The sequence below is a fragment of the Novosphingobium silvae genome, from assembly GCF_009856825.1.
Classification (GTDB): domain Bacteria; phylum Pseudomonadota; class Alphaproteobacteria; order Sphingomonadales; family Sphingomonadaceae; genus Novosphingobium; species Novosphingobium silvae.
On sequence record NZ_WVTD01000012.1, the window covers coordinates 112,883 to 134,527 of the forward strand.

23 protein-coding genes are annotated in these 21,645 nt (G+C 61.6%); 13 read left to right on the forward strand and 10 right to left on the reverse strand.

The annotated features are described in order from the left end of the window. Positions 1-176: 176 nt before the first annotated feature. The gene (locus GR702_RS15495; RefSeq protein WP_037445095.1) at positions 177-2,009 is read right to left on the reverse strand and encodes a copper resistance system multicopper oxidase; all 1,833 of its coding nucleotides are present in this window, start codon (positions 2,007-2,009) and stop codon (positions 177-179) included. A 230-nt stretch (positions 2,010-2,239) separates the two neighbouring features. Between GR702_RS15495 and GR702_RS15500 the strand changes: the two genes are divergently transcribed. From GR702_RS15500 to GR702_RS15510, 3 genes are read left to right on the forward strand one after another with little or no spacing between them, the layout of a single operon-like run. Continuing rightward, on the forward strand, positions 2,240-2,797 hold the full coding sequence (locus GR702_RS15500) for a TetR/AcrR family transcriptional regulator (RefSeq protein WP_037445098.1): 558 nt from the start codon (positions 2,240-2,242) through the stop codon (positions 2,795-2,797). A gap of 31 nt (positions 2,798-2,828) precedes the next feature. After that, entirely contained in the window at positions 2,829-3,512 is a 684-nt protein-coding gene (locus GR702_RS15505; RefSeq protein WP_160986710.1) for a DUF1349 domain-containing protein, read from the forward strand. A 33-nt stretch (positions 3,513-3,545) separates the two neighbouring features. Beyond that, positions 3,546-4,151: a short chain dehydrogenase gene (locus GR702_RS15510; RefSeq protein WP_021224427.1), complete on the forward strand. Its 606-nt coding sequence runs from the start codon at positions 3,546-3,548 to the stop codon at positions 4,149-4,151. A gap of 100 nt (positions 4,152-4,251) precedes the next feature. Here the strand turns inward: GR702_RS15510 and GR702_RS15515 are convergent, their stop codons facing one another. From GR702_RS15515 to GR702_RS15525, 3 genes are all read right to left on the reverse strand, one after another. Then, entirely contained in the window at positions 4,252-4,482 is a 231-nt protein-coding gene (locus GR702_RS15515) for a hypothetical protein (RefSeq protein WP_020819848.1), read from the reverse strand. A 198-nt stretch (positions 4,483-4,680) separates the two neighbouring features. After that, positions 4,681-4,983, reverse strand: coding sequence for a CopM family metallochaperone (gene copM, locus GR702_RS15520; RefSeq protein WP_020819849.1), 303 nt, complete (start codon positions 4,981-4,983; stop codon positions 4,681-4,683). Next, complete coding sequence (locus tag GR702_RS15525; RefSeq protein WP_020819850.1) at positions 4,980-5,198, reverse strand: heavy-metal-associated domain-containing protein; 219 nt, start codon at positions 5,196-5,198, stop codon at positions 4,980-4,982. The genes copM and GR702_RS15525 overlap by 4 nt, the downstream gene beginning before the upstream one ends. 160 nt (positions 5,199-5,358) lie before the next feature. Here GR702_RS15525 and GR702_RS15530 point away from each other — a divergent pair, with 160 nt between their 5' ends. From GR702_RS15530 to GR702_RS15540, 3 genes are all read left to right on the forward strand, one after another. Next, positions 5,359-7,869 carry a heavy metal translocating P-type ATPase gene (locus GR702_RS15530; protein WP_020819851.1) on the forward strand — a complete coding sequence of 837 codons (2,511 nt, stop codon included), beginning with the start codon at positions 5,359-5,361 and terminating at the stop codon, positions 7,867-7,869. After that, positions 7,866-8,318, forward strand: coding sequence for a Cu(I)-responsive transcriptional regulator (cueR, locus tag GR702_RS15535; RefSeq protein ID WP_020819852.1), 453 nt, complete (start codon positions 7,866-7,868; stop codon positions 8,316-8,318). The genes GR702_RS15530 and cueR overlap by 4 nt, the downstream gene beginning before the upstream one ends. Before the next feature lie 117 nt (positions 8,319-8,435). Further along, on the forward strand, positions 8,436-9,608 hold the full coding sequence (locus GR702_RS15540; RefSeq protein ID WP_020819853.1) for an MFS transporter: 1,173 nt from the start codon (positions 8,436-8,438) through the stop codon (positions 9,606-9,608). A gap of 3 nt (positions 9,609-9,611) precedes the next feature. Here GR702_RS15540 and GR702_RS15545 read toward each other — a convergent pair whose 3' ends face one another. The 4 genes from GR702_RS15545 to GR702_RS15560 all read right to left on the reverse strand — a co-directional run bounded on the left by GR702_RS15545 (position 9,612) and on the right by GR702_RS15560 (position 12,611). Beyond that, on the reverse strand, positions 9,612-10,376 hold the full coding sequence (locus tag GR702_RS15545; protein WP_020819854.1) for a hypothetical protein: 765 nt from the start codon (positions 10,374-10,376) through the stop codon (positions 9,612-9,614). Continuing rightward, complete coding sequence (locus GR702_RS15550) at positions 10,373-10,963, reverse strand: ADP-ribosyltransferase (RefSeq protein ID WP_080993660.1); 591 nt, start codon at positions 10,961-10,963, stop codon at positions 10,373-10,375. Before GR702_RS15550 ends, GR702_RS15545 begins: the two co-directional genes overlap by 4 nt. After that, entirely contained in the window at positions 10,960-11,988 is a 1,029-nt protein-coding gene (locus GR702_RS15555) for a tyrosine-type recombinase/integrase (protein WP_337192617.1), read from the reverse strand. The genes GR702_RS15550 and GR702_RS15555 overlap by 4 nt, the downstream gene beginning before the upstream one ends. A gap of 95 nt (positions 11,989-12,083) precedes the next feature. Continuing rightward, positions 12,084-12,611, reverse strand: coding sequence for a GNAT family protein (locus tag GR702_RS15560; protein WP_020819857.1), 528 nt, complete (start codon positions 12,609-12,611; stop codon positions 12,084-12,086). Between the two features lie 221 nt (positions 12,612-12,832). On the opposite strand from GR702_RS15560, the gene GR702_RS15565 reads away from it, so the two are divergent. After that, the gene (locus GR702_RS15565; protein WP_080993661.1) at positions 12,833-13,075 is read left to right on the forward strand and encodes an AbrB/MazE/SpoVT family DNA-binding domain-containing protein; all 243 of its coding nucleotides are present in this window, start codon (positions 12,833-12,835) and stop codon (positions 13,073-13,075) included. Beyond that, positions 13,072-13,461, forward strand: coding sequence for a type II toxin-antitoxin system VapC family toxin (locus GR702_RS15570; RefSeq protein WP_017502530.1), 390 nt, complete (start codon positions 13,072-13,074; stop codon positions 13,459-13,461). The genes GR702_RS15565 and GR702_RS15570 overlap by 4 nt, the downstream gene beginning before the upstream one ends. 277 nt (positions 13,462-13,738) lie before the next feature. Here GR702_RS15570 and GR702_RS22690 read toward each other — a convergent pair whose 3' ends face one another. Beyond that, the gene (locus tag GR702_RS22690; protein ID WP_337192618.1) at positions 13,739-14,587 is read right to left on the reverse strand and encodes a hypothetical protein; all 849 of its coding nucleotides are present in this window, start codon (positions 14,585-14,587) and stop codon (positions 13,739-13,741) included. A gap of 123 nt (positions 14,588-14,710) precedes the next feature. Between GR702_RS22690 and GR702_RS15575 the strand changes: the two genes are divergently transcribed. The 5 genes from GR702_RS15575 (at position 14,711) to GR702_RS15595 (ending at position 20,704) form a co-directional block, all read left to right on the forward strand. Next, positions 14,711-18,001 (forward strand): hypothetical protein, encoded by a 3,291-nt coding sequence (locus GR702_RS15575; protein ID WP_237449741.1) that lies wholly within the window; start codon positions 14,711-14,713, stop codon positions 17,999-18,001. A 115-nt stretch (positions 18,002-18,116) separates the two neighbouring features. Then, a complete protein-coding gene (locus GR702_RS15580) occupies positions 18,117-19,322 on the forward strand; it encodes an AAA family ATPase (protein ID WP_017502532.1) in 1,206 nt (401 codons plus the stop codon). Then, complete coding sequence (locus GR702_RS15585; RefSeq protein WP_017502533.1) at positions 19,319-19,894, forward strand: RloB domain-containing protein; 576 nt, start codon at positions 19,319-19,321, stop codon at positions 19,892-19,894. Before GR702_RS15580 ends, GR702_RS15585 begins: the two co-directional genes overlap by 4 nt. A gap of 22 nt (positions 19,895-19,916) precedes the next feature. Continuing rightward, the gene (locus GR702_RS15590) at positions 19,917-20,192 is read left to right on the forward strand and encodes an HU family DNA-binding protein (protein WP_017502534.1); all 276 of its coding nucleotides are present in this window, start codon (positions 19,917-19,919) and stop codon (positions 20,190-20,192) included. 47 nt (positions 20,193-20,239) lie between these two features. Further along, positions 20,240-20,704 (forward strand): hypothetical protein, encoded by a 465-nt coding sequence (locus GR702_RS15595; protein ID WP_017502535.1) that lies wholly within the window; start codon positions 20,240-20,242, stop codon positions 20,702-20,704. A gap of 188 nt (positions 20,705-20,892) precedes the next feature. Here GR702_RS15595 and GR702_RS22695 read toward each other — a convergent pair whose 3' ends face one another. Then, positions 20,893-21,516: a 3'-5' exonuclease gene (locus tag GR702_RS22695; RefSeq protein WP_337192619.1), complete on the reverse strand. Its 624-nt coding sequence runs from the start codon at positions 21,514-21,516 to the stop codon at positions 20,893-20,895. Positions 21,517-21,645: the final 129 nt, after the last annotated feature.

Sequence of the window (21,645 nt, forward strand, 5' to 3'; positions counted from 1 at the left end):
CTGGCGCGAAGGCGCAGGCGCTTTGCGTGGCTTCGCCGTGGGCTTGGCCGAGGGCCGGGACGGCGCTTTCCTGGCATCTGCCCGGGTGTTGCCATGCTGACTGTGGTCCATTGTTTGGGCAGCCAGCGGCGCGCTCAAAGCCAGGATCGAGGTTGCGAACAGAGAGATGAGGATTTTCATGCGGCCGTTCCTTCGCGGGGGCGCACGGAGACGATCTGCATCATCCCTGCGTGCATGTGATAAAGCATGTGGCAATGAAACGCCCAGTCGCCCACGGCGTCAGTCGTCACGTCGAACGTCACGGTGCCGCCGGGTTGCACCTGGACGGTATGTTTGCGCGGGGCGTAGGCGCCGTGGCCGGTGACCAGCTCAAAGAAATGTCCATGCAGATGGATGGGGTGCCCCATCATTGTATCGTTGACCAACGTGATGCGGACCCGCTCGTCCTTGAGAAACGGGATGGGCTTTTTCACTTCGCTCAGTTTGACGCCGTCGAACGCCCACATGTAACGTTCCATATTGCCGGTCAGATGGATCCGCATCGATCGGTCCGGCGCTCTTACGTCGGGGTTGCGCTCGACCGCCATGAGATCGCGGTAAACCAGCACCTTGTGGCCGACATCCTTGAGCCCTTGGCCTGGTTCGCCCGTTCGGTCGATCGGCATCGGCGATATCGTCTGAACCGTCGGTGTGTCCTTGACCTCGGGTGCCATCGACATGTCGCGCATCGAATGCTTCATGCCGCCGGTGCCGTGGCTCATCGTCGGTTGGTCCATTGCCGCCGCGTCGCCGGCGGGCTTGCAATGTCCCATCGCCGCATGTTCCGGCGGGCAAGCAGCATCTTTGCCGCTCGAGGGCATGGCCGAATGATCCATGCTGGACATACCCGCCATATCGCCCATCCCCATGTCTTTCATGTCGGCTAAGGGACGCTTGCGCAGCGGCGGAACAATTGCGGCCATGCCCTCGCGCGGAGCAAGGGTGGCGCGCGCCATCCCCGAGCGATCGACACTCTCGCCAACGATCGTATAGGCACGGTCGTCTGCCGGCTCGACGATCACGTCATAGGTCTCGGCAACCGCTACCTGAATTTCGTCGACGCTCACCGGACGAACCGGGAGACCATCTGCCTGCACCACCGTCAGCTTCAAACCGGGAATCCGGAAGTTGAACGTCGTCATCGCCGAGGCGTTGATAATGCGCAGGCGTATGCGCTCGCCCGGATGAAACAGCCCCGTCCAGTTGTCCCGAGGGCCATGGCCGTTCACGAGATAGGTGTAGGTGCTGCCCGTTACGTCTGAAACATCGGTCGGGTCCATGCGCATCGCGCCCCAGGCAAGCCGATCCTTGCCGCTCTGGTCACGGCCAGCGAGCTGGCCAGCCAGCGTCTGCTTCTGGAAATTGAAGTAGCCTCCTTGCTGCTTGAGCTTGCGGAAGATCGTATGCGGGTGAAGCGGGCTGTGGTCGGACAGGACCAGAACATGCTCGCGGTCGGACTTGATCGGGTCCTCGCCGGCGGGGTCGATCACGATCGGGCCATAATGGCCCAGCTGTTCCTGCAGACCCGAATGGCTGTGATACCAATAGGTCCCCGACTGAACGATCGGGAATTCGTAGGTGAAGGTCGACCTGGGCTTGATCCCGGGGAAACTCACGCCTGGAACGCCGTCCATCTGGAAGGGGAGGATCAGCCCGTGCCAGTGGATCGAGCTGTCCTCGTCCAGTGCATTTTCAACATGGAGGCGGACCTTCTGTCCTTCCCGCAGCCGAACAAGCGGCGCGGGCACTGTGCCGTTGATGCCGATCGCATGGCTCATCCGGCCATCGATCGTCATCATCTGCGCAGCGATCTTCAGATGGATTTCATCGCCGGACACTGTCGGGAGTGGCCGCACGATACCGGCGGACACGGGTTGGGCCCAGGCAGGAAACCAGCTGGCGAGCGCAGCCGTTCCTCCCAAAGCCGCGCTTCCCCGAAGGAGGGCACGGCGGTCGATCAAATCAGTCATGTCGCCTCTCAAGTCCCTCAGAGGGGATAAAACGACATACCTTGTCCACCTTCCCATCATGGTAAGGTCAAGCTCTTTCTCGCGAACGCAATCTGGCAATGTGTTCGATCGCCATGAAGCAGCGAACCCGTTCTGATCACGCCGCTTCCGAGACACCAAAAAGGTGCGCTTGCGTCGCGAGCGATTTATTACGATAAGTAAGTTACGAATCGTAATATGAGTTTGTTCCGGTGGTGAAGTTGTCCGCGGCGGATCGCCGCAATGCCCTACTCGACGCTGCATGGTCGTATGTTGCCGAGCACGGCGTGCATGCTCTGACGCTGGCCGAGGCGGCCGAGCGGGGAGGGGTCTCCAAGCCGATTGCCTATAACCATTTCCAGAGCCGGGCAGGGCTGCTCTGCGCGCTCTATGATCGCTACTATACCGGCCATATCGAGGAGCTGACCAAGGCCCTCGAGCGCGCAGCTACGGTCGAGGAGGCGGCTAAAGTCATCGCCCAGGCCTATGTCGATTGCGTCGAGCAGTCAGGGCCTGTGGCAGCGGCGCTGGCTGGCGCTCTGAGTGGCGGCGCCGAAATGGAAACCATGCGCCGGGACTGCGATGATCGCTATGTCGGCCTTTGCGTTGCGACGCTCGAGTCTCGCGCTGCACGTCCCATCCATTTTGCCTCGGTCGTAGCCTTTGTCGGCGCCGCCGCATCGCTCTCGAACGAGGTGCAGCGCGGCCGCATTTCGAAGAAGGAAGCGGTCGATCATCTTGCCGGTCTACTCGCCTCGGCGGTGACCTGACGACGTTCAAGACAGAAAAGAGGATCTGACGATGAAAGTGCAACTCCCTTTGATGGTGATCGCAATGGGTCTGGCGCTGCCGGCGAATGCTCAGCAAATGGGCGATGAAAAAGTGAACCTGGCCCTGCCGGGAATCAGCTTCACCCGATCGCTTAATCAGGCGGCAAGATCCGCGAAGGTTGAAGGAGGAATGATCTCGCTGGCGAGCGAGGGCGGGCGTGACAATTTCCGCGATCCCGACGGCAAGCTGTCGAACAACACTGCGCCGGTTCTCCTGGCAGAAGTCGATAATGCCAAGTCCTGGACGTTGTCAGGTTTGGTGACCCCGTCGTTCAACGCTACCTACGACGCCGGCACCTTCTACATATGGATCGATGATGCCCACTGGCTCAAAATGGCGATGGAGCGTGATGAGCGGGGACGGGTTCGCATCGTCAGCGTCCGCACGAACGACACCTCCGATGACAACAATCATGATGTTGTGACAGCGCCGAATGTCTGGATGAAAATCTCTTCGGATACGAAAACGGTCGGGTTCTACTATTCGACGGACCAGAAGAGCTGGCAGCTGATCCGCTTGTTCAAAAATGACTATCCTCAGAAGCTGTGGGTGGGCGTGAGCGCGCAATCGCCGCAGGGCAAGGGATCTGTGACCCAGTTCCGGGACCTGACCCTGACCAAGACCAGCATTTCGGATTTTCGCCTCGGCCTCTGACGGCGCAAAATCGACCCGGGAAAGACAACGACAATGAAGATTCTCATCGTTGGGGCTAACGGCCTCATGGGACAGGCTGCGCTCAAAGGCCTCGCCCACCACGACGTCGTGACCGCCAGCCGCTCTGGCTCGACATGCGATCACCAAGTGGACATTACCAACACGGCATCTATCCGAGCGCTGTTTGAAAAGGTCGGACAAGTCGATGCCGTGATCTGCGCCGTTGGCCACTGCGAGTACGCGCCCTTCGTGACCATGACCGATGATCAATGGCGCGTAACCATCGAAAGCAAGCTGCTCGGGCAGATCAACCTGGTGCGTGTAGGCTGTGACTATGTCGCTGACTGCGGCTCGTTTACCCTCATTTCCGGGATCTTGAATATCAAGCCCGTTCCCGAGGCGATCGCGGATGCGACGACCAGCGGCGCGATCGACACATTCGTGCGCTGCGTCGCGCACGAAATGCCGCGCGGCATACGGATCAACGTGGTCAATCCGACCGTCCTCGAGGAGGCGTGGGACGTCTATGGTGCCATGATGCCGGGCTTCGAGCCGGTTCCGGGCGCGCTCGTGGGGAAGGCATTTCAACGGTCGGTCGAAGGGTTCATATCCGGTGAGGTTCTGATCGTGGACGCCTGATGTCGCTGGCAGCTCCCGCGTTCGCGGGGCTTTCGAATACCCAGCTATGATCGCAGCCCAGTGGCCTTCGACAAGGCAGGCCTTGGCCCCCGACCGGGCATCAACCGCGACCGGTCATAAAGTAAACAAACAGCGATCCGGCGCCGACGAGCATCAAGAGCCATGCCACAAGCCTGCCGATCCGTTCGAGCGTCCGGATCAGGAGGGCATGGCCGTAGGAGTTGAATTCCTGCACGCCTGCGACATTGCGCCGATTGAACGCTCGTTGATTGGTCCAAAGGATGATGCCGACGCCCAAGGCCAGCATGATGGCTCCTACGGTCACATTCATCAGACGTCCTTTCAGCAGTGTGTTCGTTGCAACTCATCAACTGTGGCGGATGCAAATGCGCCTCGGCTCCATTGTTGGATACCGAGGCGCACCCATGGCTGGGTGTTGCGTTGATCAACACCCAGCCACCTGGCCGACCCAAGGGCTCAGGGGGACTGGGGGGCAGCCCAGAGGAGGCCGGCCATAGGGATGCGCGGCTTACTGGCTACGGTCAGCGAGCCACTTCTTCATGAGCGCGATTTCTTTCTCCTGCGCATCGATGATGGCCTGCGCCAATTTGCTCACTTCGGGATCGGAGCCGTGATCGAGAACGACGCGGGCCATGTCGATCGCGCCTTGATGGTGCGGGATCATGCCGCGCAGGAAATCGAGGTCAGCGTCCCCGCTGAACTCAATCGCCATGTCCGCATGCATGCGGTTATTTGCGACCTGATAATCGCGAATGACAGGGTTATCCGACAGGCCTTCGGCCTGATGCTCGCTATGTCCTTCGTGCTTCACGACTGCACCTCCTCGGCGCTTTCGACCAAAGTGGTCGGATAGCCATCGTCCGCCAGCGCCTTCTGGATATCTTCCTGGCTTGCGGTGGTGGTCACGGAAATGGTGCGCGACACGGTATCGGCCTCGACAGTGGCCGCAGGATCGACCTTGCCGATCGCCTCGTTGATGTGCCGGACGCACGATCCGCAGGTCATGTCCTGGACGTGGAACTGCATCGGGATTCTCCTCAAAATTCGAGTTCGTCCCGTAAGAAATGGGGCTTGCCATCGTTGGAAGGTCAACCCGCCCGGCCAAAAAAACTTGAACCTTGACCTTCCAATGATGGGAAGCCTCACATGGGGTTGGTCAAGTTCGCGAGAATCGAGGAAGCGGAACATGCTGGCCGAAAAATCCCCCATCGAAACAGATGTTTCGACAATCACCCTGCCCATCGAGGGTATGACCTGCGCGTCGTGCGTGGGCCGCGTCGAACGCGCAATCGGCAAGATCGAAGGCGTGAGCGCGGTCAACGTCAATCTCGCAACCGAGCGGGCAAGCATCACGACGGGAGGCCCGGTCAATCGGTCCGAGCTGGTAAAAGCGGTCGAGTCGGCGGGCTATACGGTGCCAGCAGAAACCACAGAACTTACCGTGCTCGGCATGACCTGTGCGTCATGCGTCGGGCGCGTCGAGCGTGCGCTCAAGGCCGTGCCGGGTGTGGTGGAAGCGAGCGTCAATCTGGCGACCGAGCGCGCCACGATCCGCGGCGCGGCTGACGCAAAGTCGCTGATCGCTGCCATCGCTGGCGCGGGGTATGAAGCAAAACCTCTGGCCGCGAAGGCCGCCGATGCCGATGACGGCGACGATCGAAAGGAAGAGGAGCGCAAGCTGCTCAAGCGCGATCTCACCATCGCGGTGATCCTCGCTCTCCCGGTCTTTCTCATGGAAATGGGGTCTCACCTCATTCCCAGCGTCCATATGTACATTGCGATGTCGATCGGCATGCAGACGAGCTGGTACATTCAGTTCGCGCTGACGACCCTCGTGCTCGCAATTCCAGGCTTTCGTTTCTACCAGAAAGGCCTCCCGGCCCTGATCCGGCTCGCTCCGGACATGAACTCGCTCGTCGCGGTCGGCACGCTGGCGGCATATGGCTATTCGCTTGTTGCCACTTTCGCTCCGACGCTTCTCCCGCCAGGGACAGTGAACGTCTATTATGAGGCGGCAGCGGTCATCATCGCGTTGATCCTGCTCGGCCGCTATCTGGAGGCGAGGGCAAAAGGGCGCACGTCCGAGGCGATCAAGCGTCTCGTTGGCCTCCAGGCCAAAACAGCGCGCGTACGCCGTGCCGACGGTACGGTCGAAGTTGCCGTCGCAGACGTCGTTGCGGGCGACATCATCGAAGTTCGGCCCGGTGAACGGATCCCTGTCGACGGCGAGGTTATCGAGGGCGAAAGCTACGTCGATGAATCCATGATCACCGGTGAGCCAATTCCGGCCAGGAAAGCGGAAGGGGCGAGCCTCGTCGGGGGCACTGTCAACCAGAAGGGGGCTCTGGCATTCCGCGCAACGGCAGTCGGCGATGCCACCATGCTGTCCCAGATCATTCGCATGGTCGAGCAGGCGCAAGGATCGAAGCTGCCGATCCAGGCGCTCGTGGACAAGGTGACGATGTGGTTCGTGCCCGCTGTCATGGCGGTGGCCGCGCTCACGTTCGGCGCCTGGCTGGTATTCGGTCCGTCCCCGGCCTTGACCTTCGCGCTGGTCAATGCGGTCGCGGTCCTCATCATTGCCTGCCCCTGCGCGATGGGTCTGGCGACGCCTACAGCCATCATGGTTGGCACCGGGCGGGGAGCTGAACTGGGCATTCTGTTCCGCAAGGGAGAAGCGCTGCAGCTGCTGCGTGATGCCAAGGTCGTCGCCGTCGACAAGACCGGCACGCTGACCGAAGGCCGACCTGCGCTGACGGACTTGCAGGTCACGCTCGGCTTCGACCGGTCGGCCGTTCTCGCCCGGATTGCGGCAGTAGAGGACAAGTCCGAACATCCGATTGCCCGCGCTATTGTCGACGCCGCTCTTGCCGAGAAGCTTAGTCTCGCTGAGGTGGCCAACTTTGAATCCCTGACCGGGCGCGGTGTTCGCGCCGAGGTGCTTGGCGATCGGGTCGAAATCGGGGCGGATCGCTACATGCGCGAGCTTGGTCTGGACGTCACCGCTTTCGCCAAGACAGCATCACGCCTGGCCGCTGAAGGCAAGTCGCCCCTCTATGCAGCGATCAATGGCAAGCTTGCAGCCGTCATCGCTGTGGCTGATCCCATCAAGGAAACGACCCCTGCGGCCATTGCCGCTCTTCACGGTCTCGGCCTGAAGGTTGCGATGATCACCGGCGACAATCAGCACACCGCCCAGGCGATCGCGCGCCAGTTGGGCATCGACGAGGTTGTCGCTGAAGTCCTGCCTGACGGAAAGGTCGAGGCCGTACGCCGCCTGAAAGCAGAATATGGTCGCCTCGCCTTCATCGGTGACGGCATCAACGATGCACCGGCGCTTGCCGAGGCAGACGTCGGGATTGCGGTCGGCACGGGCACGGACATCGCCATCGAGGCTGCCGACGTCGTGCTGATGTCGGGCCACCTCAACGGCGTGGCGTCGGCGATCGCGCTCTCTCGTGCCACGATCGGGAACATCCGCCAGAACCTCTTCTGGGCCTTCGCCTATAATACGGCGCTCATCCCGGTCGCTGCCGGTGCTTTATGGCCGATCTGGGGCATCCTGCTGTCACCGGTGTTTGCTGCCGGCGCGATGGCAATGTCGAGCGTGTTCGTCCTCGGTAATTCGCTGCGGCTTCGGGGATTCCAACCCCCGGAGGGATCGACTGGCACGCTTGAAAAGGGAGCGGGGCGATGAACATCGGCCAAGCAGCCAAGGCGTCCGGCGTCTCCGCTAAGATGATCCGCTACTATGAGCAGACTGGCCTCATTCCAAAGGCGGATCGCCGGGATTCAGGTTATCGGGACTATTCACCGGGCGACGTCAACATGCTCCGTTTCATCCGACGCGCGCGGGACCTTGGGTTCGCGGTGACGGAGATCAACGAGCTCCTCAACCTGTGGCGCGACCGGTCGCGCCACAGCGCCGACGTCAAGCGGATTGCGCAGTCGCATATTTTCGAGCTGCAGGACCGCATCAAGGGGCTCAACCAGATGGTCGATACGTTGCAGGGGCTGGTGAGTTGCTGCGCCGGCGATGACCGTCCAGACTGCCCGATTATCGCGGATCTTGAAGAGCCTTCATCGGGAAGTGCGTTACCGGCCCCGGCCTCTGTCGGAATTGGCCGCCTGCGTCATCGACCCTGAAGTCCTCTGTGCTCTCCGGTAATTCACTGAACATCGTCGCGGATTGGGGGACGCCGATGGTAGAGAGCTTATCAGGGAAGGCCAAGACGGACGGAACGGTAGAGGGGGAGTGCATCAATGGCCTTGGAGTTCCGGCAGGGGTGGGGATGGCTGGTACTCGCTGCGCTCACGGTTTCCACCATCGGCGATGAAATTACGCTTCTCACGCTTATGTTTCGGACCGCCGAAGGTTCATCGGCATATGGCGTCCCAACCCTGCTCATCGCGGAGCTGCTTCCCGGCCTGATCGCCGCCCCTTGGGCGGGGCGGCTGATAGATCGCAGGGACGCAGCTCTGGTGCTGATCGTCGTCTCGGCACTGCAGGCAGTCGTGATCGCGATCGTCGCAGCTATCCCGCCGATGACCCTCGTCGGTGCGGCGGTTCTGAGCCTGCTGTTCACAATCAGCAGTGCCGCCACCTTTGCGCTCATTCCGGTCCTTTCCGGCGCGCTCGGCATGACGCTGGCGCGCGCGAACAGCTATCTCGAAATCGTCCGTAGTTTGGGCATGCTGGCAGGTCCGGTCGCAGGTGGAATCCTAATCGGTTGGATCGGGGCCAGCAACGCACTTATGGTCGATGCCACCAGCTTTGCCGTTTTGTGCTGCATCGTAGCTATGAGTGGCCTGCGCCGCAGACCCCAGAAGGAAGAAGCGGCAGAGCCTGATCTGTTCGCCGACTACCGCCCATTACTCGGTAATCGAAGAATTATGGTGGTCACGGGCGCGCTGAGCCTGGAGGTTTTTGCCACGGCAATTGCTGACGTCGCTTTCGTTTTCCTGGTGATGATGACGCTGAAGAGCGGGCCTGTTGCATTTGGCGTGCTTACCGCCCTCTGGGCCGCCGGGATGCTCCTTGGCGCGACGATGGCCGAAACCGTCATCGGCAACAGATTGGGAGCGACAGCGTTCGGGACGGCTGGGGTCATGGGGGCGACCATGCTGCTGATCGGCCTAGCGCCAAGCACACTGGCGATCGTCGCCATCGCGTTCGTCGCCGGCGGCGGGGCTAACAGCATCCACAACGTTGCCGTGCGAACGTTGCTCCAATCCGAGTGTCCGCCGGCCCAACATGGCAAGGTTGCTGCAATCTACGGCGCAGTCACTCGGACCGCCACTATTGGTGGATACGTCGCCGGCGGGCTGTTTGTCCCGGATGATGCGCCGAGCGCTTACCTCGTCGGTGGAATGCTGGGCGTTGCAGCGGGCATGGTCGGGTGGCGAGTTTTTAATGGCAAGTGGAAGACGGCTTAAGCCTCAGCCGACCTCTGGAGGTCGCATATACTCCCGGAAATCCTTCATTTCTTCCGCGGTCGGCACCGGCGTGGTAGGCATGAAGCGGATCGTTTCGGCGAGGTCGCGGCGAGTATGGTAGCCTATGATTGAGCCGCCGACGCTCAGTTCATATTCCATGCTGCCTGTGTAGCGATTGGGCATCGCGAGCCCAGGCGCAAAGGCAATCGGTTTGTTCTTGGATTTGCTGCCGCTGACCTCATGCTTGGCAAGGGCAATGCGGATAAACTCGATCGTCGTGAACCCCATCTCGGTCCGCGCCAGATCATCGCGCATCCGTTGTACAAGCTCGGGATTGTCGCGGGCGATTCTGAGCTGCTGCGCGCGAAGCTCCCGATCGTAGTGCTGGTAATTGACCTCGCGTTCCAGATGGGCTGCTTTCAGATCGAAGCCGCCGCTGGACGCAAGTCGGACCACTTCGTCGCACCGCTGGCGCCACGTCCGCAGCAACTCGTAAGCTGCGTAGATCCACATGGGCGAGAGAGCCGTCAAAAGCGCCATCGTCTCAAGCGGTCGATCGTCATCGTGCATGTGCCGCAGAACTTCGCGCTCCATGCCGTTGAGGACATTGTCGATCAGCTCCAGTTGCTGACCCTGCATGACCAGCCAGGGATTGTCGCTGAAACCAGCGAGCGCGTTAAGGGCTGCCGTGAGCTCGGTGGGACCGATATCCTCGGCTCGCCTTGGTCCCGCCTGATCGTCGACTCGAGGCCAGTCATCCTCGCTCATACCGGCGCCTCGCAAGGCTCCAGGATAAGCTGGAGAAGGTCCCCCGGTAGCATTTGTGCGTCGGTGATCGAGAACAGGGTGTCACGCGGGAGTAGGATCTCAAATTCCCCCTGAGCGGCGCCGTCGTGCATGTCGATCGCAGGCGAGCCGGCCGGCAGCCGAAATTCCAGCATGGTGGGGCGGCTCTGGTTGCGGCTGCGCTTGTCGAGGAATGCGTCGCACCAGCTTCGCTCCGTCGATGTCGAGATGTATCCGGGATAACGATAATGCAGGCCCACAAAGCTGGCCGGTGCCCCCTCCAGGGCGCCGCGAACACCCCAGCCATGGCCATGGCCCGACCAGAGCGTCTGCGCACTCAACAGGCGCGACATTGAGAAAACGGCGTCGATGGCGTCGCGTTTTGCACGCGCGCCGGATGAAAACGTGCCGAAGTTCGGATTGTGCGACAGTGCCTCGGTGCGCCCCTGCGCGATCGCATGAAAAAAGGTCGAATCCGCCCCATAGCTTCGCAAGGCCAAGTGCTCTGCCTCGGTTAACTCTCGCTCACGGCCGATCAGGCCGTTTGCAGTTACGATGAGTGCTGTCACAGAAAACCTTCCCCCGCGTGCTCGCGGAACCGCTCATGGTCCCGCACATATTCGGCGACCATCTCGAGCGACGAGTGGCGGCTATGCTCTTTCATCTTGAACAGGTTCGCGCTTTGCCGCCCCGCTTCGGTGAGGAAGCCGGCCCTCAGCGAATGGCCAGAGAACAATTCAGGCGGATAGCCGGCCGCTACGGCTGCGGCCTTGACCACAAGGGCCACGCCCTGCGCGCTCATCGACTTTTCAGTGAGACGACCCTGCGGCGTGAGCTTGCGGAACACCGGACCGCTGCAAATCCCCGCCTTTTCAATCCATGCATTATAATGGTGGACAGGTTCGAGCCTGCGACCATCCAGAATGGCCACGGTTTGGCCATCGCCCTCCTGATCGGTCTTGGAGGAAGGAATCCGGATCAAAAGGCCGCGCGCATCTTCGGCCACCCGGGCGACTGTTACTTCAACGAGCTCGGAGCGTCGGAAGGCGCCTGCCATCCCGATCGCAAGCAGCGCGCGGTCGCGATAGGCGCGCAGGTCATCCCCGGTGATGCTCCTGAGCATGTCGCGCATCACATCGCCATCGGCTGCGCGCTTCTTGTCCGGGAGGTCGTCACGCTTTTCCCGCCGGATCGCGCGCATCGCCTTTTCGAGCCGGGCGGCGTCCGGCTGGGAGGTCGGGGGTTCCAGGTCGGCTGCGCGATGGGCGAACACGATTGCAGCCAGCCGCCGGCCTATGGTCGCCTTGCCAAGCGGAGATGGCGCTTTGCGCGGAAGAACCTTGCCCGTCTTGGTCCGTCGTGGTTCGAGGGGGACAAATCCGGTCTCGGCGAGCAATGTAAGGAACGCGGCCACAGTTGAAGGTGTGGCAGGCAGCGGCCGGTAACCACTTTCGCGACACCAGGCGCAAAACAGCCGCCAATCCGACTTGTACGCGCGCAGCGTGGCATCGGCCGAGGCACGGCCTACATAGCGATCGACACGCTCGCGGTCGTCGGCGGTCAGATCCGGAAGGTAAGGCTCGAGGCTCTCCACGGTATCGAGAAGGACCATCGCACCGGCGAGGACAGCTTCGAGATCGTCAGCTACTTCTGCCGGAGGCGGAGGAGCGGGGGGGACGTCGCCGTTCATCATGGCAATAGTGTCAACCGCGACGGAAGTGGGACTGCCTGAAGGTCTCGCACCTTCATAGGCAGCGATAGAAGATTCACGGCATCCTCATCCTGATCCGCGAGATCCCACTGAAGGTTGAACCGGCGATAGAAGGCCAGGCGTGGATCGTCGTCTTCAACATCCTGCTTGTATCGCTTGAGCTCGACTGGGCGGATGTCAGCATCAGGATGGTGACGCTTCGCCCAATCGACCATGAGGTTGAGGGCGACAGTACCGATGCCCTGGCGATGCCAGGTTGATGGGTCGACAACGTTGAAGCCGTTTGAGAGCCGGACGCCCTGGTGACGACTGAACGAGGCTCCAGCGCGCATCATTATCTTCGCGCCGTCCAGGTCGCGACCCGGAACGAGCTTCAGGGTTTTCGCGCCCTCGACCGCCAGCAGCAGTTCGAGCTGCTCATTCGTATCCGCAGTCTGATGTATGATCAGCGTCACCGGATCCGTTTCACCCTTCACGGTGGATTGCAGGCTGTACCGAGCGACCATGATTTTCGTCCTTGAGTGATCCTTTCGAAGGTATCCAACCCCCTCCTAAAACGCCAGAATGTTTTTAGCAGGAATCAGTCTTATCGCTAATTACGTGCATGGCATTGGCCGCGTGATCGGTCCAGATTCCGAGGGTGCGCCATGTCTGGATTGATTGGCATCCGGTGCCTTTTGTGGTATCAAAATAATACGATGTCATTCTGTGTTCTGATGGTGCGAATATGGTGCAGGTTAACATAACTCCTAACGGGCGCATGAGTTTGCCCATCGACATTCGCAAGCGGCTTGGCCTGGAGAATGGCGGCTCGGTCATCGTCGAGGAAACAGATACCGGCGTCGTTCTGCGCACAGTTACGCAGGCGGTGGCGCGGGCGCAGGCTATCGCCAAGCGCTACACCGAAGGAAACCCCGACGCGAGAGTCGCGGCGTTCCTCGCCGACCGAAGCGCCGAGAGCGGCGAATGAGCAAGGTCGTTCTCGATGCATCCGCCGTGCTTGCGTTGCTCAAGGGAGAGCGCGGAGGAGCGAAGGTGGCTGGGGTTTTGGCGGACGCGGCAATAGGTTCGTTCAATCTGGCCGAGGTGATCAGCCATTTTGTCCGGTTGGGTGCGCCGATCGAGGAAGTGCGGGAGATGCTTGGGGCCCTGCCGATGCGGGTTGTGGCCGCTGATGAGGCGCTTGCCTGGGAGGCCGGCGCGTTGCGCGCAGTGACGGCGGAAGCGGGCCTTTCGCTGGGCGATCGTTTCTGTCTTGCCCTCGCCAAACGCGAAGGCGTTCCCGCGTATACCGCCGATCAGGCATGGAAGACGGTGGCCGACGCCGCCAAGGTGAAAGTGACGGTCATTCGCTGATATGAGTATGCCTTCCTCGTCGGCCGCCCCCGATCCGAGCGCCTTTGTCGCAGCGATGCTCAAACTACCGGATACCGGAAACAAAGGGTTTGAGGGCTTCGTTCGCGACTGCCTCGAGGAATTGCTGGGCCAGAGCTTCCGCCTCATGAAGTCGGGACACCAGCATGGGATGGATGGTGCGAACGACGCACCCGCCAATGGCCTGGCGATCGGCTTTGAAGGCAAGAAATACGGCTCCAGAAGCGACGTTTCGGTCGCCGAGGTCCAGCGCAAGATTTCAGACGCTGCCGTGAATATCGATGCATTGGACCTCTGGATCCTCGCGACGACGACCCACATCACCCGGACGGACCTCGTCAAGTTTCGCGAAGTCGGCGCCGAGCGCGGCATACAGGTCGAGGTTCTCGACCCGTCGGGTCGCGAGGATCGACCCAGTTCGCTCGCGCTCTTGGCTGCGTCCGCCCCCAAGGCGGTCGAAGCGCATCTCGGCGATGATCCGGCGATCACCGGCTATCTTGCCGCGGTCGCGGGGGACGATGACTTCGCGGCAGACTGCGCCCGCGTCTTCGAGCCGTTCCGGCGGGACGACGTCGGCTATGCGTCGACGAGGATCGCGGGCGCGCGCTGGCTCAAGGATGCTTTCGAGGATGATCGCGTCGCGATCGCGCAGCTTCAATGCTACGGCGGTCTCGATGCACCTGGCACGATCCGCGTCGCGCGCGCAGGTCCCAGTGCCGCATTCGAGCAGTGGTGGGCGATGCGGCCCCCCCTCCCCCTCGCAGTGCTGGGTGCCGAGGGCGTTGGCAAGACCTGGAGTTTCCTCGCCTGGTGGCAGGAGAAAATGGCGGCGTCGCCTGATGCGCTTCCGCTCACGATCGTGGTCCCTGCGCGTGGTCTTGTCGCCCCGCCCCTCATGCCCCCGCACCGGTTCCTCGCCAAACTCATCGCGCAGCGCGTCCCGGGCCATGACGAAGATTTTTGGGAGCGCAGGATACAGCTCTGGACCCGCGCACCGGCTCAGGCGCCGCGCATTCTGCTGGTGATCGATGGCCTCAACCAGGAGGTCAATTTTACCGACTGGCAGAAGGTCATACAGCCGTTGCAGGCGGGTGGCCTTGAGGGCCATGTCGCGATCGCCCTTACCTGTCGGACAGAATATTGGGAGGATGACCTCAAGTCCCTCGCCAACCTACTTCCCCAGGCATGGCCGGTGACGGTCGAGGATTTCACGGAGACCGAACTCGACGAAATGCTGGCGCGCCACCGCGTTCCCCGCTCGGAGCTGAGTGAAGAGCTCCTCAAGCTGATGGCGATTCCACGCTATTGCCAGTTGGCCATCCAGCAGCGCGAACATCTTCAGGCAAGCGGCGATATAACGATCGAGCGCCTGATCTACGAAGACTGGCGACACCGGCTTAACCTCCATGGTTCAAATCTCGCGCCGAGTTCTGACGATTTCCATCAATTCCTTGCTCAGGAAGGTAGCAGGCTCCGCTCGGCTATCGAGGACGGCGCCGATGCCGAACTGCACCTGACCCGCAAGGACATGATCGAGGCGCTTGGGTCGGAAAGTGGAGCCGGCGAGCCCGCCCTCCGAACGGCGCTCAGCGAGATCATTTCAGGCAATTGGGTCGATCGGGTTCCCGGGAGCGCTCATCGCTTTCGCCTCAGGAAGGACCGCGTGCCTTTGGCGCTGGCCCTCGCGCTTATCACCGATCTGGATCAGGCCGGGGCCGGACGCGCAGACCGACTGGCGCAGTTCATGGAGCCGCTGCGCGGCACCGACAGGGGCGTCGATATCCTGCGCTGGGCAGTCACGGCCTCTCTCGTGCGCCAGAGCGCTTCCAGCGACACCTTCATGCTGTTGCTGCGCGACTGGTTCTTCCAGCAGAATTTCGGGCGGCGCGATTTTGCTACACTGGAGCGGTTGATACCAGGAGCGCCTGAGCTGTTTCTGGATTTCGCCGAGCAGATCTGGCTGCGCTACAATGGGTCTCTCCGCGACGAGAACATCTTCATTACTGCGTTCGCGGATGCGGCTAAATATCCGGGTTTCCGCGCCGCACTGGGCGAACGCCTGTCCCGATGGCTCGGCTATTATTGGGTCGATGCCAACCGACTTCGGCTGGCGGAACGGGACGCTACCGTGGAGGACGCGCACGCGGCAACCACTGCGACCCTGGAGGACCGGCATCAACGCTGGACGGCCGTGGAATCTGATCTGGCTCCCGCGATCACGACGACGCTGCAGAAGGTTGAGATGCCTGAGCGAAACGAGCGTGACTATAACGGCTTGAGCGCCAGAGCACTTGGGATTCTCTCCATGTTGCCGCGACAGCCCTTCCTGGCCGCAATTGCGAGCTGGGCGGCCTCGCGCGCCATCAGCGAAGCGTTCGGGCCATTTGATGCAATGGGGTGGGTGCTGCGGATCAATCCGGTCGATGGCGAGGAGACGGCTGCCGCCCTTCTGGGGCTGGCGCGCCAACTTATTGATACCGGCGATGACGTCGGACGCGACGTTGCCCGCCTGCTGCTCGACGGCCTCGCCTCACCGGCGGCAACGACGCTGCGGGCAGAGCTGCCTGCGGTGGAGCGGCGCACCTGGTTTGGTCGTCGCGCTACTGTTGATGAAGCAGGTATGGTCCATTTGCCGGAGGATGCGAACGGAAGGACGGGGGACGAACCTCTCGAGAGGTTCATTGCGCTCAAGGAGCTGGCATTCGATCCGAACGTCACCCTTGGTTCCGAGGATCAGGAACTATTGATCGCCGCAGCTAACGAGACCGATGCGTCTACGCTGTTCGTCAGCGCAATGGGTCAGGACTCAGCCGACTATGCGCTGTTGAACAGCCTTCCGGTGCTGGCGCGTTGGGCGCCCGAAGCGCTCACCGATCTGATCCGGCGGATCTTTGCCAGCGCCGAGACGAGAGGCGCTTCGGATGATGGCGATGCCGAGGACAAGCTCGTCCGGCTGGCCAAGGAGATCGGGCGATACTGGCCGCTCCTCAATGCGGAGACCCACGAGATATTCGCGCGATCCGTCGCCCCGATGTTGGAGCGCTCGCTTCTCGACAGGAAGGACAGCGACTGGCTCCATGCCCAGATATCGCGTCTTGCAGGAAAAACAGCGGCACAGCAGATCGCAATCTTCAAGAGCGACCCTCACGGCCCCTGCTTCTATACCGACGAAGTTGCAGTGTTCGCCGCCCCTATGGAGGCTGATTATGAACCCATCCGGCCTCTGCTGGCCGGTGAGCATCGCCAGCATTGGATCTCCTATCTCGCCAGCGTCGATCTGAGCGAAATGCCTCCCAGCCTCGCGAACGACCTCGTTGCCGGCTTTGCGAACGACAGCGATGTTACCCGGCGGCTGCTCTTCCTGATCGGACGCCGCAGCAACCAGCCCCCTCTCCTGCAGGCCCTGGTCAACACTGGCTGGAGCTGCGCCGCCGAGACCGAAATCAATGAGGCGGCCAATGGCTCGCTCGCGCTGATCGCGGCTGCCAGGCACTTCCCTGTACCTGACCTCGACACGCGCATCGATCCGGTCGCCTGGGGCGCGCGCGTTCAGGATGATCCCGGCGACGAGGACGCGCTCAACCATTTCGAGGCGTTTGTCCTGGACGCGATCGGCAAGCAATCCTTCCCGGACGGCTTTGGCAAGCAGGTGTCGTGGCTGAACGCCAATGAGGCGATGCTCGTCTTGGCAGAACGGCGCGGTCCAGCGCTTGCCGCTGCACTCGATGCCTTGCTGGAGCGCGGCGCGGAACATGCTTTCGCGTTCGACAACTTCCCGGTCATGACTGCGCTGCGCGCTTTGATGATGAAGCAGCCCGAAGATGGCGCGAGGATCTGGTCAACGCTCTACCCGCATTACAAGGAGAGCAGCTGGACCAAGATGGACAGCTTTGAGAGCCTGCCCTTCTACAGCGACCGGCCCGAGATGACCCGTCACTGCGAACAGGTTCTCGAAGATGCGAACACGGATCATGCGCTGGCCTCCGTTGCCCGGTGGGCGACAGAGGGCGGGCGCCTGGGTTGGCTCCTCGATCGAATGTTCGTCTGGTTGGAAAGCCAGCTCGCTGGTGACATCGCTCGAGCCTTCAACCTCGGCCGCTTCCTCGACCCTGGACCGGACGCAGAGAGTTTCTGGCAGCGAGCGAGGGCAATCCAGACGTCAGGCTGGTTGCAGGAGACGCAGGACAAGGCAGAGGAAAGCTTTCGCCGGCGAACCGCCGCTGGTCACTGGCGTGACCGGTTCATGTCGGGCAACGACCCGGACAAGGCCTTTGCCTCCCTCACCCTCTTCCTTGCCTGCGCAGATGATCGGGCGATCACATTGTTCGAGCGCGCGATCGCAGCGCGCGGATTTGATGGTCTGCCATTTGAAGAGATGGCGATCTGGCATGCGGCACGTCGGGATCGGGACCGGGTCGAGAAGGAAGCGACCAAAAATCTGGATAAGCGGCTCTATTTCACCGATATCTGCAAGGAAACCCATGCGCCCTGGCGGGCGAAGGCGCGCTCCCTGCCGGACTGAGTCCGGCCGGCCGCAGTACCGCAAAGGAAAAAATGAGAGCATTTCGACGCCGGTTTAACGAAAAAACGTTGAAACCGTAATGAAACGATTTATTTACGGCTCGTGAGGAGCCATTATGCTGTTCGAACTCGAAATTGAGAACTTCTTCTCGATCCGCGACAAGCAGGTTGTCGATCTGCGTGTGGGGGCAAACGCGCCAGATTTACCCGGTAGGCTGTCCCCGATCTGGCCGGGCGCGTCTGATCGAGCGCCCAAGGTCGTGGCCATTTTCGGTCCGAACGCAGCGGGCAAATCGACTATCTTGCGGGCGCTGTCGTTCATCGCCTGGTTCGCGCGCGAAAGTTTCCAGATCTCGCCGACCGGCCGGCTCCCTTATGAGCGGTTCAACAGCGTTGAAGGACAATCAGCTCCGACCCGTCTGAGTCTGTCCTTTGGCGGTCACAGCGAACCAGAGGACGAGACTTCTCCCGCCTGTCGCTATACCTATTCCCTTGAACTGGGCGGTTCGAACGCGGCCCAGCAGGTGGTATCGGAAGCCCTGCACTATTGGCCCGAGCCCGCACGCCGAAAGGTTCGGCTGTTCGAGCGAAGCGCTGAGGGCAAAGTAGTTGCGGCAGGCGCATTCAAGCTCACCGGGTTCCGGCAAGCGCTGGAAAAAGTGCTGCGCCCCAATGCGAGCGTGATCTCGACGCTTGCCCAGTTGAAGCATCCGATCGCTACCCAGCTTTGGGAGGCGGCGAATACGATCTCGTCGAACATCCTGATCGAACGCTCTGACGGCGTCGAGGAACAGATGGTTCGTCACTATGCCGAGAACCCAGGTTTGGTCGAGGCGCTCAACCGCGAGATTGAACGCATTGATCTGGGCATTCGTACCATGCGGGTGGAAAGCGGGCCGAACGGGCCGGTCGCGCTGTTCACGCATGAGGGCCATGACGGTCCAATGCCGCTCGTCCTCGAAAGTCATGGTACGAGGATGTTCCTGCGCCTCTACCCATTCCTGCTTCGGGCACTGGAAACCGGCGGCATCGCCGTGATGGACGAGCTGGACACGGCAATCCATCCGTTGATCCTGCCCGAAATTCTGCGTTGGTTCTACGACCCAAGCCGGAACCCGCACGACGCGCAGCTATGGATGACCTGTCACAACGCGTCTCTCCTTGAGGAACTCATCAAGGAGGAGGTGCTCTTCTGCACCAAGTCGCCGGAGGGCAGAACGGAGGTCTACGCCTTGCAGGACGTCCAGGCTGTGCGACGCGACGAGAATTACTATCGCAAATATCTTGGCGGCACCTACGGTGCCCTCCCCCAGATCGGATGAGCCGCCAGAAGCGCAAGGTCGTCCCGCAGCGCCGCCGTATCTTCGTCGGCTGCGAGGGCGAAAGCGAACAGGGCTATGTCGCGCTGCTCACCAGGCTTGCCGAAACGCAGCGGCTCGCCGTGCATCTCGATGCCGTGCTGCTGCAGCCGGGCGGTGGAGACCCCTCGTCGCTGGTGGATCTGGCGATAAAGCGTGCCGGTGAACGGGAAAAGCGCCACGGAGCTTTCGAAGGGCGCTTCATACTGCTCGATGACGACAAGCTGGGGATCAGTCCCGACCGAGATGCCCGGATCACGCCTGCGGCCAACAAGGCGGGCCTGGGTCTGATCTGGCAGCACACTTGTCATGAGGCTCTGCTTCTGCGGCACCTCGAGGGGTGCGCGCAGCGGCGACCGGGCAGCACCGCTCTTGCGATGACGGCTCTTTCCCAGGCCTGGCCCGGCTATCGTAAGGGAATGCCGGCAGCCCGGCTTGCAGAGCGGATCGACCATGGGGCGATCGCACGAGCAGCGGCAGTTGAAGCCGCTCTTGCTGGCCTTCTCACCACTATCGGCTTTATTGAGCCAGCATGACTTTTAGCAGAAAGGAATTACGATGAATAACGCTGAACTGGCAGATGCACTCGCAGCAGCCAATGGATTGACGAAGGCCGACGCGCGCAAAGCGGTCGACGCTGTGTTCGCCGCCATTACCGACGCGGCGGCAAAAGGCGAGGAAATCTCGATCAATGGTTTCGGGAAGTTCAAGGTGAAGGATACGCCGGAGCGCGAGGGTCGCAACCCCTCGACCGGCGCTGCCATCACCATCGCTGCGGCCAAGAAGCTCGGGTTCACGCCGGCCAAGGCCGTCAAGGACCGGTTGAACGGCTAATCAGGCGCGGGGGCAAGCTGCGGTGCTTGCCCCCTTTGGAGAACCGAATGGAAAAGCCACTCAAGAACGTGGTCGTGCACGCGCTAATCACACCCGCGCAGCGCGAGGCGATGGGCGAGATCCTCGACCGGCTGGTGGGCACACCCATCGAGCGGACGGGCGACATCGCGGTCGAGGTTGGCGGTAAGCGATACTTGTTTAGCGACCAGAGCGGCGGGAGCACCGCGGCATCTGTGGAGCGCAATGGCGGCATCGAGGTCGTTCGATCGCAGCCTCCCTACCGCACCGAGCTGGTGACGAAGATCGCCAACGAGGGTTTGGCGGCCGTGGATCGGAAGAAGCATGGCGAGGAGTTCACCCTGAAGTCCATCTCGTCAGGTTGGGACGGTCTCACGGCCACCGAGCAACGTAATGCTGGCAAGCGCTTCCGGGAGCAGATTGAGTCAGACTTTCCCGGACAATTCGACAGCTGGACTACTACCGACAACGAGCGACATTACCGCCGGCGCTGACCAGTGCTTTGCTGTCGGCTCGTACCGCAGTCCGGTGGCACCTTCACACCCAGTTCCGCCGTTGGACAATCGCCTGAATAGAGGAAGGCTTTGGGACATTCCTGCCGTTCGGCACCACGAAAGTAATGTCCGGTTGCGCTGACAGCGGCCAGTCGTAGATCCGCTAAAGCCCTCTCCGGGTCGTGTGATCAAACATAGCTTAGGAACTCCTCATGAGGTCGCCGCGCGACGGTCCATCGGCCCGCGCCCGCAGGTCTGGAGCGCTCCTCGCAGACCGTGAGGAACAGGCGGAGCTTAGCGCGGGATATGCCAACGAAGAACGCCGAACGCTCGTCCGCCTGCTTGCCCCAGAAGGTTTCCTCCTCGACGCCAAGCATGAACACCGTGTCGAATTCGAGTCCCTTGCTCTTGTGGATCGACATGATGCGTACCGCACGATCCCCCGAGAAAGACGAGAGCGCTGTGGCTGGGTCTACCCCGCCGCATAGCAACTCGTGCGCGCGATCCACGGTTTCAACGATGCAGGTCGCCAGCATGTCGCCCTGCGCATATGTCGAGGACATCGCTACGATGGCTTCGCTGCCGACCGCGGCAAGCAGCGTATCCACCAGCTTTTCGAGATCAGGCTTGTGTGACAGATCGATCTTGCCGGTCGCGATCGCCTTGCGCGTCTCGCCGAGCAGCCGGTTCCACTTCGAGCGCAGCTGATACTCGCGTTCCTCGTCGACGCCTTGGTTGAAAACGACGAGATCCAGCAGGCGGCGATGCGCTGCCGGCTGCCGGGGACTGCTTGTGACCAGAAGAAAGTCCACGATAACAGCCCGCTGCCGAAGTCGATTTTTCGGGACGGCGCTCAGCCCGGCCCCGCAGACATGATGATCAGCAGCACGCCGGCTTCGGCTGCGACTTGGCCGACGAGGGCGAAGATCAGCGCGTTTTCG

Excerpts from the sequence above, each read along its gene's own strand:
- GR702_RS15495 (WP_037445095.1), bottom strand. The coding sequence starts at position 2,009 with ATGACTGATTTGATCGACCGCCGTGCCCTCCTTCGGGGAAGCGCGGCT.
- GR702_RS15505 (WP_160986710.1), top strand. The coding sequence starts at position 2,829 with ATGAAAGTGCAACTCCCTTTGATGGTGATCGCAATGGGTCTGGCGCTG.
- GR702_RS15510 (WP_021224427.1), top strand. The coding sequence starts at position 3,546 with ATGAAGATTCTCATCGTTGGGGCTAACGGCCTCATGGGACAGGCTGCG.
- GR702_RS15515 (WP_020819848.1), bottom strand. The coding sequence starts at position 4,482 with ATGAATGTGACCGTAGGAGCCATCATGCTGGCCTTGGGCGTCGGCATC.
- GR702_RS15525 (WP_020819850.1), bottom strand. The coding sequence starts at position 5,198 with ATGCAGTTCCACGTCCAGGACATGACCTGCGGATCGTGCGTCCGGCAC.
- GR702_RS15530 (WP_020819851.1), top strand. The coding sequence starts at position 5,359 with ATGCTGGCCGAAAAATCCCCCATCGAAACAGATGTTTCGACAATCACC.
- cueR (WP_020819852.1), top strand. The coding sequence starts at position 7,866 with ATGAACATCGGCCAAGCAGCCAAGGCGTCCGGCGTCTCCGCTAAGATG.
- GR702_RS15540 (WP_020819853.1), top strand. The coding sequence starts at position 8,436 with ATGGCCTTGGAGTTCCGGCAGGGGTGGGGATGGCTGGTACTCGCTGCG.
- GR702_RS15545 (WP_020819854.1), bottom strand. The coding sequence starts at position 10,376 with ATGAGCGAGGATGACTGGCCTCGAGTCGACGATCAGGCGGGACCAAGG.
- GR702_RS15560 (WP_020819857.1), bottom strand. The coding sequence starts at position 12,611 with ATGGTCGCTCGGTACAGCCTGCAATCCACCGTGAAGGGTGAAACGGAT.
- GR702_RS15565 (WP_080993661.1), top strand. The coding sequence starts at position 12,833 with ATGGTGCAGGTTAACATAACTCCTAACGGGCGCATGAGTTTGCCCATC.
- GR702_RS15570 (WP_017502530.1), top strand. The coding sequence starts at position 13,072 with ATGAGCAAGGTCGTTCTCGATGCATCCGCCGTGCTTGCGTTGCTCAAG.
- GR702_RS22690 (WP_337192618.1), bottom strand. The coding sequence starts at position 14,587 with ATGGCCCTCAAGGCCACCCGCCTGCAACGGCTGTATGACCTTCTGCCA.
- GR702_RS15575 (WP_237449741.1), top strand. The coding sequence starts at position 14,711 with ATGCTGGCGCGCCACCGCGTTCCCCGCTCGGAGCTGAGTGAAGAGCTC.
- GR702_RS15580 (WP_017502532.1), top strand. The coding sequence starts at position 18,117 with ATGCTGTTCGAACTCGAAATTGAGAACTTCTTCTCGATCCGCGACAAG.
- GR702_RS15585 (WP_017502533.1), top strand. The coding sequence starts at position 19,319 with ATGAGCCGCCAGAAGCGCAAGGTCGTCCCGCAGCGCCGCCGTATCTTC.
- GR702_RS15590 (WP_017502534.1), top strand. The coding sequence starts at position 19,917 with ATGAATAACGCTGAACTGGCAGATGCACTCGCAGCAGCCAATGGATTG.
- GR702_RS15595 (WP_017502535.1), top strand. The coding sequence starts at position 20,240 with ATGGAAAAGCCACTCAAGAACGTGGTCGTGCACGCGCTAATCACACCC.